A 12,918-nucleotide genomic window follows, 5' to 3' on the forward strand; every position below is an offset into this window, starting at 1 on the left:
GTCAGCGGCGGACGAGGCCGGTGAACGGGGCGTGCAGGTCGGCAGGGGTGGTGCGGCGGCGCACCAGCTGCGCGGTCTCCTGGTGGCGGCGGCAGATGCTCAGCTCCGGCGCGCCCTCGGGAAGGCGGGCGCGGCACGCGTCGGGGCCGGGGACCTCTCCGCTGCCGGGCCGGGGTGAGGCGTGGTAGGCGGCGTGGAGGTGGTCGGCGGCCTGCCACAGGCGGGTGCGGGCGGCCTTGAGGTGGTCGCCCTCGGCTGGCAGCAGCGGGGAGGTGCGCTGGGCGTGGGCGTCAAGGAGGCCGTGGAGCGAGACCAAGTGCTCGTGCAGGCAGTCGAGTTCGGCGCGGGAGGCGACCAGCGGGCCGGTCGGGACGTTGAGCGCGCGGTGGAAGTCGATCGCGGCGGTCGCGTACGGGACGAAGTCCTGCGCGACGGGGGTGGTGGCCGGCATCAGGGTGCTCTTTCAGAGGGAGGGCGGGCCGGCATCAAGCGGCGAGGGCGAACGGCAGTGCGGAGGCGGTGAACGCCTCGGCCTGCTGCCAGGTGAGCGGGCGAAGATCGAGCTGGGCGCCCACGGCCGCGGTCTCCACCACGGCGCAGGCGGAGCGCAGTTCGTCCTCCGTATCGGCGGAGACGGTCAGCAGCCCGGTGAGGGCCACGTCGGCATGGCCGGCGATCAGCTGCCGCTCGCGATCCTGGATGTCCTGGTACTCCACCGAGTCGGCCTCGCTGGCCACCTGGCCCTTGCGGGCACGCTCGGCCGAGTCCGCGATCACCGACGCCTTCTTGCGGCGGACATCGCGCATTGCCGAGTCCAGGTCCTTCGGCTCGTAGGCCAAGGAGACGGTGCGGCGAACACCGGAGGCGAACATGAGCTGGTGCAGGAAGCCGGGGTTGACCTGCGTCCTGGGCCAGTTCTCCACCCAGTAGGTGGTGTGGTGGGCGGAGTCGGTCGAGATGTGGTCGGCCTTCTCCACCACGACCACCGGGCCGGCGGCGGCGGGGTCGGCGGCCGGGCGCCCGTCCTCGGACCAGCGGTCCAGCGCGGCACGGGACTTCGGGTCGTAGGCGGTACGGGCGACGGCGGCGATCTCTTCGGCGTTGAGCCAGCCGGTCGGGTTGAGGCCGGCGGTGCGGGCGGACTGCTCGAACGCGGAGGTGAGCTGGGCCAGGACCGCGAAGCCGCCGGTCAGGCCGCCACCGGCCTGGTTGATCAGCCGTCGCGCCGCCTTGAAGTCCATGGCCACGGCGACGTACGCCTCGTGAGGGACGGCCGCCGGACCGGCGCCCCGGATCAGCTCCCCGTACAGCTCGCCCGCGAGCGGCGCGTCGGGGTGGCCGTGCTCCTCCCAGTAACGGCGAAGCGCGTCGCCGGTGTCCGGGACGGTCCGCTCCACCACCTGGATACGGGCGACCTGGCCGGTGCGGGCGAGCGCCGCGAGAGCACGCCCCCAGCCGTTGACGTTGGCGCTCTGGGTGCCGGGGTCGAGGAGAGCGTAGGCGCGGCTGCTGACCTTGACGATCGCGGTGAGGGTGCCGGCGTGCGGGTCGTGGACGGCGCCGTAGCGGCGGTCCGGGGCGGTGACCACGCGCAGGCTGGCCGCGCTTCCGGGCAGGTGGAGCAGACCCTCGCGCACCGGGCGAGACGAGGGGCGGACGAGCCAGACCAGCTGTCCGCGCAGCCGCCGCAGGCCGTAGCGGGCGGCGATCGGTGCCCAGTCGGCGAGGGTGCGGCCCCGGTAGCGGATGAACACCAGGGCGGCGACAGCGGCCCACAGGGGTATGAGCTGCAGGGCGCCGGTGACGCCCCGGGTGGTGAGCACGGCAAGCAGCAGCAGGCCGGTGGTGGCGCAGGCGATCAGCTGCGGCGCGCTCAGGCCGAGCAGGATGCCGCGCTTGGAGCGGTGGGGGAACTTGACGGACGCAGGGGTGGCGTCGGGCGTCGAAGAGGACATCGGGATTCCAGAGGGAGTGAGCATGCGGGCGGCGGGCGGGGACGCGGTGCTCTTCTGGACGTCATCGCAGGGCTCCTTCCGGGGGCTCGGAGGCGGGGCCCGGGGTGGGCGGCGGGCTGCCGCCCACCCCGGGTGTGGGGTGCCGGTCAGGAACCGGGCGGGGTGGGCCGGTTCGGGAAGACGAACCGGGCCGGTGCTCCGGCCGGGGGCGGTCCGGAGGCTGCCGGTGCGGGCGGTGCCGGGACCGAGGGGGCCGGACTCGGCGCCGAGGGCGCGGGTGCAGCCGGGGTCGTCGACAGCTCCGGAGCAGCCGGAGTGGCAGGCTGGGCTGCGGCTCCGTCCTGGCCGCCGCCGGACGACGGCTGCCCACCACCTGAGCCGGGTGCGGCCCGGCTGATCAGGGCCGGGATGCCGGGCCGGGTGACCAGGGCGCGCCCGCGGTCGCCGGCTGCGGCCGGGTCCTCGCCGAAGCGAAACTTCGTCGGCTGCTGCGCGGGGCCGGCGTCGATGCCTTCCTTGCTGATACGCCCGGTCGGGTCGATGCCGGAGGAGGCACCGCCGCCGTCCATCCCGGGGACCTTGCCGGGGCCCTGCGGGGCCGGGACACCGGTGCCCATCTGCATCGCGAGGCCGGCGGCGGTCTTCGCCGCCCCGGCCGCCACCGCGACACCGGCGACGCCGGTGCGGTGCATGTCGTCGTGGCCCGAGCCATCGGTCGCCCAGTGGATGAACTTGTAGCAGGCGTACGGGCACAGCAGCACGAGCACCATGATCACGACACCGGCCATGGCGTCGGAGAGGGCGCTCATCCCGTCCTTGGCGTTCGAGTTGCCGATCGCGGAGATGCCGGTGATGAACACGATGGTCATCAGGAGCTTCGACGCCACCAGGGTGGCGGTGGCCTCGATCCAGCCGCGCCGCCAGCGCTGCGCGACCTCCCAGCCTCCGCCGGCACCGGCGAAGCTCGCGAGGACGACCAGGACCAGGATGCCGACCTTGCGGGCGACCATCGTGCCCCAGTAGAGGAACGCGCCGATCGCGCACCCGATGGCCACCAGGGATGGGATCGTCCAGCCGAGCCCGTACATGGCGCCGAGTTCGGAGACCTTGATGATCCGCCGGATCGCGTCCTCCAACGTGGTTCCGGCGGCCTTGAACAGGCTGTCGGACAGCGCGTCGACGACCGTCACCGCAACCGAGGTGAAGGAGATCGCGCAGAAGGAGAACAGGACGCCGGTCATGGTGCCCCAGGCCGCGCGGGCCAGCGCCCGGTCGTCGCGGCGCCAGGCGGCGAGGATCAGCTGCGCGCAGAACGTGCCGACCGTGAGGATCAGGCCGATCGGCAGGATCAGCTCGTAGTTCTGCCGGAACCAACCGGCGTTGAGGTCGATGCCGGTGGTCTGGTTGACCGCCTTCGAGGCGAGGTTGACGGCGCTGGTCGCCAGCTCCGTCATCGACTTGGTGATCCACGCACCGATGCCGTCAGTGATGCTCTTGCCCGGATCGGAGACGAAGTTGATCGCGTCGACCGCGTCGCAGACCTGGCTGATCATGGGGACGTCGCAGACACCCATGGGGGAACCTCCTTCCTGGGGTTAGGGCGAGACGGTCGGCAGCACGCCGACCAGAGAGCAGGGACGGTCGGGGCGGCACTGGACGGCGAGGGTGGACGAGCGGTCCTCGGCCCCGCCCTGCGGGGCACCGTTCCAGGAGATCGACTGCTTGCCGGTGACGGTGACGGCGTAGATGTACGCCTGCTTGATCGCCCCCGGATCGGCCTGCAGCGCCCTGGTGAACGTGTCCGGGAAGTGCGCCTCGTCCGCGGTCGCGGTGGCGAGCTGGCCGGAGTCGGCCATCCGTCCCCACAGCAGCGGCGAGGGCACCAGGCGGTCCACCGAGCTGGCGTCCGCGTAATTCCCCTCGGCCGTCAGCCACCGGTGGAGGCCGGCCACCAGCTCCGGCTGCGAGTACGAGCGGGTGTCGTACGACCACAGCGCCACCGCCGCAGCCTTCGCGTAGGCGATCGGATCGTGCGTCGATGGCGGCGCCGGAACCGACCCGGCACCACCCGTAGGCGATGCCGACGGTGAAGCGCTGGCGGATGAGGGCGAACTGGCCACCGGGGAGACAGGGTTGGGTGCGGGGCGGGTGCCGCGGGTGAAGAAGGCGAGCGCGCCGGCCAGGACGACGAGGGCCACCAGGACCACGAGGCCGAGCAGCGCCCGGCGGCGCACGCGCGATGCGCCGCCGGACACGCCTTCACGAGTGAAGGAACGATTCTGCATCAGTGGACCTGGCCGCCAAGGCCCGAGAAGAAGGCCACGATTCCGTTCGCCGCACCGATCAACAGAGCGGCGCCCGCGCTGACCAGTACGCCCTTCTTGCCGTTGGCCTCGGCCTGGTGGCCGCCGGAGTGGTGACCCCAGGCCCAGACGCCGGCGCTGACAGCGAGCGCCCCGACGATCGCGATGATGCCGAAGAGGTTGAGCGAGCCCATCACCTGCTTGAGCACCGAAAGGCCGGGCAGGCCGCCCTCGTTCGGGGTGATGCCGGGGTCGAAGGCGAGCTGCGTGGCTGCGTCCGCGAGAAACATGGGAACTCCAGTTCGAATATGGGCATGCGAAGGCAGCCCGGGAGGGGAGGAGAGGGAGGGGGAGAAGTGCCGGTCAGACGACGCGGCGGGCCGCGAGGATCTCCGGTCGCCATTCGGCGAGCGTCGAGATCTTGACCACGTCACCCGTGTGCGGGGCCTGCACGACGAGCCCCGAGCCGATGAACATCCCGACGTGTTCCGGCACGGCGGCGGTGCCCCGGGTGAAGAGCAGGTCACCGGGCTTGAGGGCGTCCGCCGAGACGGCCGTGCCCTGCTTGACCTGGTCGTAGGTGGTCCGCTCCAGGGAGACGCCGGCGGCCTTGTAGGCCATCTGCATCAGCGAGGAGCAGTCGCATCGGCCCATGGGGTCCGGCCCGTGCGAGTTCTCGCACGTCCCGCCCCACTGGTACGGGGTGCCCAGTTGGCCGAGCGCCCACCTGATTGCCGTCTGGACCTGCTGGGGGGCGTCGGTCGGAATCGTGTACCCGGCCGGGAGCGAGCCCGCCGGGATGGTCCCGAAGTTGGTGCCGTCGCCGCCCGTCGAGGTTCCGCAGCCGCCGGTGCTCGGCGAGGGGCTCGCGGTGGCCGTGCCCGAAGGAGTCGGCGCCAGTGTCGGGCTCCCCCCGGGCGGCGGGGCGGTGCCGGTGGGGGAGAGCAGCGGCTCGATCGCCTTCTGCAGGGCGGTCGCCAGGGGCTCCCACTTGGCGTAGGCGTCCGGATAGCCCGAGCGCTGCACCGCCTGGGCGGCCTGGGTGACGGTCATCGACTGCCAACCGCTGACCTGGTTGAGCGCCTCGTAGAACTTCGTCGAGGCGTACACCGGCTGCATGATCTGCGCCGGTGTGCCCCAGCCCTGCGAGGGCCGCTGCTGGAACAGGCCCAGCGAATCGCGGTCCCCGTAGTTGATGTTCCGAAGTCCGCTCTCCTGGAGGGCTGTTGCCAGGGCGACGATCTGCCCGCGGACGGGGATGTGCATCGCCACACCGGTGGCCTGGATCGTCTTGGCGTTCGGGATCTGCTCGTCCGGCTTGTCCAGGCCGGCCACGTTCGGCGCCGACAGCGGGCTCGAGCCCTTGAGTATCGACTCCACCTGAGCCGCGACGGCGGAACTGTCCACAGCCTGTGTACCGCCGCCGGTCGGACAGGCGGACGCCGACGCGTTGCCCGCGCCGACGATCACCACCGGCAGGGCCAGCATCAGCGGGCCGAAGGCGAGGACGCCGAGGAGTGTGCCAGCGGTCTTCTTCACGGCCGCCGCCGATCGCCGAAGCGGTACAGGGCAGTTGGCGGGGGACGATGAGGGCACGGGTGTGCCAGGGCATGCTGCATCGCAGCGGCTCCTTGCGGGATTCGTAGGAGGGCGCGGTGCCGGACTCTCGTGCGAAGAAGTCACCGGCACCGCGCCGGTTGTGAAACCGCCCTCGCTCAGGGCGGGCCCGGGTCAGGGGAGTTGGTAGCTCCCGGACGCCGGTCTCGGGTCACGCGCGGCAGCCAGCCGCGCTCGTAATCTCAGCCGGAACACGAAGGCGCTCCTCGGAATCGGGGGAAGGAAGGTGCCGCCCCGGCGTTACTCCGCGAGACAGAGCAACACAGGGCAGCACAGGGCAACACGCCCCGGGACCAGGCCCGTTCGGCCTGCTGCCCGGTTGGCATGGCGAGACAGTAGACGCGAAAGTCGGCCGCACCAAACGACCCCCGACCAGGCCCCCACCTGCGTCGCCGCTCGTTAGGTCCGGCCGCCGATCGCCGCTACCTTCCTCGACATCCCCGCTCCCGGCGGCTGCCGCCGGGCGCCGCCCGGAGCGGGCCCAACCACGCCCTGAAGGAAGAACCCATGAGCTACAAGCTGCACCGAGGCGACGCTCTCACCGTCCTGAAGTCCCTGCCCGACGAGAGCGTCAACGCGGTGATCACCGACCCGCCGTACAACTCGGGCGGCCGGACCAGTTCCGAGCGAACCAGCCGTGACGCCCGCGCCAAGTACGTGACCAGCAACAGCGCCCACGACCTGAAGACGTTCCCCGGCGAGAACCGCGACCAGCGCTCCTACCGGTCCTGGCTCACCGAGCTGCTGACCGAGGCGTACCGGGCGAGCACCGAGCACTCGGTGGCGATGGTCTTCTCCGACTGGCGACAGGAGCCCACCACCAGCGACGCGCTGCAGATGGCCGGGTGGACGTGGCAGGGCACCATCCCCTGGATCAAGCCCGCCAGCCGTCCGCGTAAGGGCGGCTTCAAGCAGAGCGCGGAGTTCATCATCTGGGGCGTCAAGGGCAACCTCGACAACAGCCGGGACCTCTACCTGCCCGGCCACTTCATCGCGAGCCAGCCCCGCAAGGACCGGGTCCACATCACCCAGAAGCCGCTGGAGATCATGCAGCAGCTCGTCCAGATCTGCCCCGAGAACGGCGTGGTCCTCGACCCGTTCACCGGCAGCGGCTCGACCGGCGTCGCCGCCCTACGCGAAGGCCGGCGATTCGTCGGTGCCGAACTCTCGCCGCACTACGCCGACGTCGCCGAACAGCGCCTGCGCGCCGAACTGACGCAGGACGACTTCGTCCTCGCCGGACCGGAGGCGTGATCGTGAGACCGCCGAACGGCCGGCACCGACCGACCTGCAGACACAGAAGGGCGGCCGGAGCATGAAGCTCCAGCCGCCCTCGCCGTTCCGTCAGGCCGCCTGAACCGCCCGCTCGATCAGCGGTCCCGCCTTCTTGAGGTCGGCCGCCGAGGCGATCCGCACCTCCAGGTCCCCGGTGCCCAGGTGCCCGATCCCGCGCATGTCGCGCGTGAAGCCCTCCTCCAGCTCCACCGTGTCCGGGTCCAGCCGCAGGTACACCAGGATCACCCGGCGCGAAACCGAAGGCCGGAAGATCACGCTCGCCACGTTCTGCAGCCGCCGGTAAGCGATGTAGTGCTTGAGAACGACGGTCTCCACCTCGCCCGACGCGGTGAGCACCTCGTCCAGCTCGCCGTACAGATCCCGGAGACACTCCGGTACGTCGCCGACGACCGGCAGCTCGGCAGCCTCGGCGGCAGCCGCCGGCACCGAAGGCGTGGTCGATCTGCGCGAGGCTGCGAGGCTGACGGCGGCGGAGACCGGCTCGACCCGCTGCAGGCTCAGCAGCCCGCCGTCGAAGACCCGGTAACGGACCAGCTCGATCGGCCACTGCCGACCCAGGTCACCAACGGCAACCCGGTCATGGTGCGAGAACCCGGCCGCGATGCACAACGCCCGGGGCGAACGCCAGTCGACGGACTCGGCCGCCTCCGACCCCAGCTTCTCCCGGACGAGCGCCTCGAACTCGTGGCGGCTGCTCTTCACCCACGTGAGGTACGAGACCGCCTGCGACACGACCCCGCTGTCGTTGCCCTTCTTGAACTCGATCACGACCGGCACGCCGTTCTCGTCCAGGCCCAGCGAGTCCACCCGACCCCGATGCCACGGACCGGTCGGGTACTCCGACGCCAGGAACCGGATGCCGAGCATCGCCTCCATGCTCGCCTCCACCCGGCGCTGCAACTGCACCTCCAGCGCCACCGTCGAGCTGCGCAGCTCCACGTCCCGGCCGTCCGCCCCGAGCCGGAACACCTTGAGATCGCTCACCCAGCCCCCTTCGCACGATCGTACGAAGGAGCCAATCGAAAACAGCACTCCCGTATTCCGGATCTGATGCGTCAAAGGTGGGCCGCCCGGCCGAGGCGTGACAGTTCAGGGCACTGGAAGCCGGCTCCGCGCGTTAGCCGCTCGAAGCCCTCGTGACTGCGGTGGCTGGTGCAAACAGCTGAGGAGATGGCGAGTTGGCATCGCAGGTGGCGACGAAGACAGGTGGACAGCTTCGGTTCCAGACCGTGGCCGCAGACGGGCGCAGGTCGTCCTCATGGACGGTCTTCGCCAACTCCGGAAGCTCGGACGTGTACATCGCCGCCCGCCCCATCGCGGGACGGATCAAGGTGAGCCTCCACGAATCAGGCAAGTGGCGGCATGCCTTCCTGAGCGACGCGGCTGCGTCCGGGGTCCTTGCGGCTGGCGAGGACCGAGCCTTCGACAAGTTTGAACCCTCGGGCGAGCCCATGGCGCCGGGCTGGACACTCGGGTACACGATCGTCATGCCTGAGTCGGAACTCCAGACCTACCCAGCCGAGACGAAGAAGATCACGTTGCTCCCGGCTGCCGGGCCCGGCCACGGTGTCGCCGTCATGGTGCTGCTCGGGGAAGCGTCGGCTCCGCCTGTGAAGTGGGACACGGCGCTGACCGAGGTCGGCCGGATTCCGCTCGCGAATGGGGGCCAGGTCCTTCTGCTGGCGCAACCAGTGGCGGTGCCGGAGTCCTGGGTGCCGGCGATGGAACAGGCGCGGGCTGAGGCGAAGCAGCAGGCGGAGGCCAACGGAGTGAACCTTGCAGCGACCCTGCCGGTGGTGGCCTTGATCATGGCGGGGGAAGACGGGAGCCGCCTCACGGTTGAGGTCTCAGCCTGGCCCTTCGAGACTGTGCCGTGTAGCTGAGAAGCTTGGTCGCTCAGGGGTTCGGGGTGCTTGTAGGGAAGGAACAACCCTGCAAATCGCCCCGTCCAGCCCCACGGGGGGACCCCCGGTGGACAGCCGGTGGACGGACGCCTTTGGACGGTGCAACATGGGGCAGCAGGGGTCAACCTGCCGCACATGCTTTGATCAGGCAAAACGTCACGAGACGGCACGGGGCGACACCACGCAACATGAACCCTCATGGTCTCGTAATGCGTAGGTCGCGGGTTCGAATCCCGCAGGCGGCTCTGTGAAGGCCCAGGTCAGAGATTTCTGACCTGGGCCTTTTTGCGTGCCCCCGGGGGCGGGGGTTACTGGTCGAGGTAGGTGAGGACGGCCAGGATGCGGCGGTTGGCGGTGTCGGTGGGGTGGAGGCCGAGCTTGGTGAAGATGTTGGTGATGTGCTTGGCGACGGCCTTCTCGGTGATGAAGAGGGATTGGGCGATGCCGGTGTTGGAGCGGCCCTGGGCGAGGGATTCGAGGACTTCGCGTTCGCGGGGAGTGAGGGTGGAGAGGGCGGTGTCGCGGTCCTTGCGGACCAGGAGTTGGGTGACGACCTGGGGGTCCATGGCGGTGCCGCCGGCGGCGACGCGGTGGATGGCGTCGAGGAACTGGGTGCCGTTGGTGACGCGGTCCTTGAGCAGGTAGCCGACGGCGTGGCCGCCGGTGGCGAGGAGTTCGCGGGCGTAGAGGGGTTCGACGTACTGGGAGAGGAGCAGGACGGGGAGGTCGGGGGTGGTGCGGCGGGCAGTGAGGGCGGCGCGCAGGCCCTCGTCGGTGAAGGTCGGCGGCAGCCGGACGTCGACGATCGAGACGTCCGGCCGCTGCTCGGTGAGGGCCCGGAGGAGGTCGGGGCCGTTGTCCACGGCGGCCACCACCTCGTGGCCGTGGGCCTGGAGGAGGCGGATCAGGCCGTCCCGGAGGAGGAAGTGGTCTTCGGCGAGGACAATGCGCACGGAAGCTCCAGGGTCACCGTGGTCGGACCGTCGGGGGGACTGCTGACGGCGACGACCCCGTCGAAGGTGGCGAGCCGCCGTTCGACGCCGCGCAGGCCGGTGCCGCGGCGGGCGTCCGCGCCGCCCCGCCCGTTGTCGGAGACGGTGATGCGCAGTACGCCGCGATCGTAGCGGAGTTCGATTCCGGCGCGGCCGGCGTCGGAGTGCTTGACGACGTTGGTGAGGAGCTCCGAGACGGCGAAGTAGGCGGCGGACTCGACGGGCATCTCGGGGCGGCCGGGGAGGTCCGCCGAGACCTCGGTGGGGACCGGGCAGACCATGGCCAACGCCCGTACCGCGTCGGTGAGTCCGCGGTCGGCGAGGACCGGCGGGTGGATGCCGCGGACCAGGTCGCGGAGCTCCTCCAGGGCCTTCGCGGAGGACTGGCGGGCCTCGACCAGCAGGGCGCGGACGGCCTTCGGGTCGGTCTCCAGGAGGTGTTCGGCGGCGTCCAGGGTCATGCCCATCGCGACCAGTCGGGCCTGGGCGCCGTCGTGCAGGTCGCGCTCGATCCGGCGGATCTCGGCCATCCGGGTGTCGACGGCGGTGCTGCGGGTGGCGGTCAGGTGGGCGATCCGGCCGGCCAGCAGCTCCTGCTCGCCCGGGGCGAGCATCGAGCGGATGTGGCGGGCGTGCCGGCGGACCGTGCGGGGCGCGAGCCAGAGTGCGAGCGGGAATTGGAGCAGTCCGAGGACGCCGGCGAGGACGGCGGTGGCGGTGCCCTCGATCGGGATGAACTGGTACCAGAGGCCGTCCCACTCGGTGGACAGCTGGACGCCGAAGAAGGCCAGGAAGACGCCCCAGAGGCCGTTGAGCAGGACGGCGACCGGCAGGAAGGCGAGCAGGCTGCCGACGAACGGCTCGGCGAAGACCCAGCAGAACTCCCGACGGGTCTGCGGGTCGCGGGTGATCCAGCGGTAGCGGGCGAGGATGCCGGAGGCCCACTCGGGCACCGGCGGCAGCGGGCCGGGCGGTCCGGGGAACCGGACGTCGGACCACTCGGCGGCCAGGGCGCGCTGACGGTCGGCCAGGTCGCGCACCCCGGCCATGGCGCGGGGGACCAGGCCGAGGCCCGGCCCGACGAGGGAGATCGCGCACGTGACGCCGAGGGAGTGGACGAGGGCGAGGGCGGAGAGCCGACTGAGGGTCAGGGACCGCCGGAGGGCGGTGAGTCCGGTGGACACCGAGAAGCCCGTGGCCCTGTTCGGTGTGGTGCCCTCCTCGCTCGGCGCCGGGCCTTCCCCGTTGTGCATCGTGCTGTTCACGGACGCGATCCCCTCCCGGTGGTGCCGTTGTGCGGCCCGGTCGCGCCGGCCCGTGAGGCCATTCTGACGACTGCGGGGAGGCCTTGTCGGTGGGAGAAACTCCCCCTTTGGTCATACGGGATATCTGCCGAACGGCAGATGGCAGAAGCCCGCGGACCGGCCAGGCTTACGAGCGTGCTCATGTGCCCCAGGAAACGCGCCCGGAGCGGCGCATCCGACCCCGACCGCAAAGAGGACGACGTGGACCGACGTACGAGAACCGGATACGGGCCGGTCGTTCTCGTGGTGGCCGCGCTGCTGTCGCTCGCCGGCTGCGCCGACGCGATGGACGCCGCGCCCGAGGACAGGACCTTCGAGTTCGCCGCCCAAAGGCTGAACGTCGTGTCGCACGGTGCCCCCGCCGACCTCGTCGCGGTCGACCGGAAGGACGTCAAGGTCACCCGCTGGTTCGAGACCAGCGGCAAGGTCGGCAGCGCCAAGGCCTCCTGGGAGCTGAAGGACGGGGTCCTCGACCTCCGGGCGGGGTGCTCGGGGATCGCCAACTGCGACACGAAGTACCGGGTCGAGGTGCCCAAGGGCGTGGCGGTCCTGCGGGACGGGCGCGAGACGGAGCTCAAGGGGTGAAGGCGATGACTCCTGGCGGAGGGACGGGGAACATGCTCGAACTGGTTGATGTCATCAAGGTCTACAAGGGCGGCAAGCGGGCCGTCGACGGCGTCACGATGCGCCTCGGGCCGGGAATGGTCGGGCTGTTGGGGCCGAACGGCGCCGGGAAGTCGTCGCTGATGCGCATCGTGGCGACGGTCACCCGGCCCACGGGCGGGCAGGTCCGGTACCAGGGCGCCGACGTGGTGGCCGAGCCGGACCGGTTGCGCCGGGAACTCGGATACCTGCCAAAGGACTTCGGGGTCTACCCGAACCTGACCTCGCGGGAGTTCCTGTCCTACCTGGCGGCCGCCAAGGGGATCGGAGCCCGTTCCGCCCGGGCCCGGATCGACGAGCTGATCCAGCTGGTCAACCTGACCGAGGCGGTCAGGCGCCCGCTCGGCACCTACTCGGGCGGCATGCTCCGCCGGGTCGGCATCGCGCAGGCCCTGCTGGCCGACCCCAGGGTGATCGTGGTCGACGAGCCGACCGCCGGCCTGGACCCGGAGGAGCGGGTGCGCTTCCGCAACCTGCTCAGCGAACTCGCGGCGGAGCGGGTCGTGATGCTCTCGACCCACATCGTCTCCGACGTCGAGTCGGTGGCCTCCGACATCGCCGTGGTCGCGAACGGCCGGCTGCTGCGCCGGGGCGCGCCCGACGAGCTGCTCCGGGAGATCGACGGGCAGGTCTGGGAGGCGGTGGTCGCACCGGCGGACCTCCTGGAGGTCCAGGCCCGCCACGTGGTCAGCCGGATGGTGCGGACGGGGAACGGCGTGCGGGTGCGGCTGCTCGCCGCCGAGCCGCCGCGGCCCGACGCGGTCCGGGTCGTGCCGGATCTGGAGGACGCCTACCTGGGCGTCATCCATCGGCCGGGCGGCTCGGCCCGGACCGAGCAGCGGGCGGTGCGGCGATGAGCGCGACGGGGACGGTGACGGGTCCGG

13 protein-coding genes are annotated in these 12,918 nt (G+C 71.3%); 4 read left to right on the forward strand and 9 right to left on the reverse strand.

Annotated features, from left to right (window positions below):
* Nucleotide 1 precedes the first annotated feature (1 nt).
* The 6 genes from ACWDD9_RS09870 to ACWDD9_RS09895 form a co-directional block, all read right to left on the reverse strand.
* Complete coding sequence (locus ACWDD9_RS09870; RefSeq protein WP_033819822.1) at nucleotides 2–451, reverse strand: DUF6238 family protein; 450 nt, start codon at nucleotides 449–451, stop codon at nucleotides 2–4.
* 34 nt (nucleotides 452–485) lie between these two features.
* Complete coding sequence (locus ACWDD9_RS09875; RefSeq protein ID WP_033819821.1) at nucleotides 486–1,955, reverse strand: SCO6880 family protein; 1,470 nt, start codon at nucleotides 1,953–1,955, stop codon at nucleotides 486–488.
* A 146-nt stretch (nucleotides 1,956–2,101) separates the two neighbouring features.
* Nucleotides 2,102–3,529, reverse strand: coding sequence for an SCO6881 family protein (locus ACWDD9_RS09880; RefSeq protein WP_449811293.1), 1,428 nt, complete (start codon nucleotides 3,527–3,529; stop codon nucleotides 2,102–2,104).
* A gap of 21 nt (nucleotides 3,530–3,550) precedes the next feature.
* Nucleotides 3,551–4,240 (reverse strand): hypothetical protein, encoded by a 690-nt coding sequence (locus ACWDD9_RS09885; protein ID WP_449811294.1) that lies wholly within the window; start codon nucleotides 4,238–4,240, stop codon nucleotides 3,551–3,553.
* Nucleotides 4,240–4,548 carry a DUF6112 family protein gene (locus tag ACWDD9_RS09890; protein ID WP_033819819.1) on the reverse strand — a complete coding sequence of 103 codons (309 nt, stop codon included), beginning with the start codon at nucleotides 4,546–4,548 and terminating at the stop codon, nucleotides 4,240–4,242. Before ACWDD9_RS09890 ends, ACWDD9_RS09885 begins: the two co-directional genes overlap by 1 nt.
* A gap of 73 nt (nucleotides 4,549–4,621) precedes the next feature.
* Nucleotides 4,622–5,746 carry a C40 family peptidase gene (locus ACWDD9_RS09895; RefSeq protein ID WP_449811371.1) on the reverse strand — a complete coding sequence of 375 codons (1,125 nt, stop codon included), beginning with the start codon at nucleotides 5,744–5,746 and terminating at the stop codon, nucleotides 4,622–4,624.
* A gap of 636 nt (nucleotides 5,747–6,382) precedes the next feature.
* On the opposite strand from ACWDD9_RS09895, the gene ACWDD9_RS09900 reads away from it, so the two are divergent.
* Nucleotides 6,383–7,129: a DNA-methyltransferase gene (locus ACWDD9_RS09900; protein ID WP_449811295.1), complete on the forward strand. Its 747-nt coding sequence runs from the start codon at nucleotides 6,383–6,385 to the stop codon at nucleotides 7,127–7,129.
* A gap of 90 nt (nucleotides 7,130–7,219) precedes the next feature.
* Here the strand turns inward: ACWDD9_RS09900 and ACWDD9_RS09905 are convergent, their stop codons facing one another.
* Nucleotides 7,220–8,110, reverse strand: a complete 891-nt coding sequence (locus tag ACWDD9_RS09905) for a DUF5655 domain-containing protein (RefSeq protein ID WP_449811296.1) — start codon at nucleotides 8,108–8,110, stop codon at nucleotides 7,220–7,222.
* Nucleotides 8,111–8,349: 239 nt separating this feature from the next.
* Between ACWDD9_RS09905 and ACWDD9_RS09910 the strand changes: the two genes are divergently transcribed.
* Nucleotides 8,350–9,054, forward strand: a complete 705-nt coding sequence (locus ACWDD9_RS09910) for a hypothetical protein (RefSeq protein ID WP_449811297.1) — start codon at nucleotides 8,350–8,352, stop codon at nucleotides 9,052–9,054.
* Nucleotides 9,055–9,383: 329 nt separating this feature from the next.
* On the opposite strand, the gene ACWDD9_RS09915 is transcribed toward ACWDD9_RS09910, so the two are convergent.
* The gene (locus ACWDD9_RS09915; protein WP_449811298.1) at nucleotides 9,384–10,028 is read right to left on the reverse strand and encodes a LuxR C-terminal-related transcriptional regulator; all 645 of its coding nucleotides are present in this window, start codon (nucleotides 10,026–10,028) and stop codon (nucleotides 9,384–9,386) included.
* The gene (locus ACWDD9_RS09920; RefSeq protein WP_234348490.1) at nucleotides 9,980–11,332 is read right to left on the reverse strand and encodes a sensor histidine kinase; all 1,353 of its coding nucleotides are present in this window, start codon (nucleotides 11,330–11,332) and stop codon (nucleotides 9,980–9,982) included. Before ACWDD9_RS09920 ends, ACWDD9_RS09915 begins: the two co-directional genes overlap by 49 nt.
* Nucleotides 11,333–11,572: 240 nt before the next feature.
* Between ACWDD9_RS09920 and ACWDD9_RS09925 the strand changes: the two genes are divergently transcribed.
* Together ACWDD9_RS09925 and ACWDD9_RS09930 are read left to right on the forward strand one after the other, a co-directional pair.
* Nucleotides 11,573–11,956, forward strand: a complete 384-nt coding sequence (locus ACWDD9_RS09925) for a hypothetical protein (protein ID WP_049654416.1) — start codon at nucleotides 11,573–11,575, stop codon at nucleotides 11,954–11,956.
* Nucleotides 11,957–11,988: 32 nt separating this feature from the next.
* On the forward strand, nucleotides 11,989–12,891 hold the full coding sequence (locus ACWDD9_RS09930) for an ABC transporter ATP-binding protein (protein ID WP_449811299.1): 903 nt from the start codon (nucleotides 11,989–11,991) through the stop codon (nucleotides 12,889–12,891).
* The last annotated feature ends 27 nt before the right edge of the window (nucleotides 12,892–12,918 follow it).

This window comes from Kitasatospora sp. NPDC001119, assembly GCF_053598475.1.

Excerpts from the sequence above, each read along its gene's own strand:
- ACWDD9_RS09930 (WP_449811299.1), top strand. The coding sequence starts at position 11,989 with ATGCTCGAACTGGTTGATGTCATCAAGGTCTACAAGGGCGGCAAGCGG.
- ACWDD9_RS09875 (WP_033819821.1), bottom strand. The coding sequence starts at position 1,955 with ATGTCCTCTTCGACGCCCGACGCCACCCCTGCGTCCGTCAAGTTCCCC.
- ACWDD9_RS09880 (WP_449811293.1), bottom strand. The coding sequence starts at position 3,529 with ATGGGTGTCTGCGACGTCCCCATGATCAGCCAGGTCTGCGACGCGGTC.
- ACWDD9_RS09890 (WP_033819819.1), bottom strand. The coding sequence starts at position 4,548 with ATGTTTCTCGCGGACGCAGCCACGCAGCTCGCCTTCGACCCCGGCATC.
- ACWDD9_RS09900 (WP_449811295.1), top strand. The coding sequence starts at position 6,383 with ATGAGCTACAAGCTGCACCGAGGCGACGCTCTCACCGTCCTGAAGTCC.
- ACWDD9_RS09870 (WP_033819822.1), bottom strand. The coding sequence starts at position 451 with ATGCCGGCCACCACCCCCGTCGCGCAGGACTTCGTCCCGTACGCGACC.
- ACWDD9_RS09895 (WP_449811371.1), bottom strand. The coding sequence starts at position 5,746 with ATGCTGGCCCTGCCGGTGGTGATCGTCGGCGCGGGCAACGCGTCGGCG.
- ACWDD9_RS09885 (WP_449811294.1), bottom strand. The coding sequence starts at position 4,240 with ATGCAGAATCGTTCCTTCACTCGTGAAGGCGTGTCCGGCGGCGCATCG.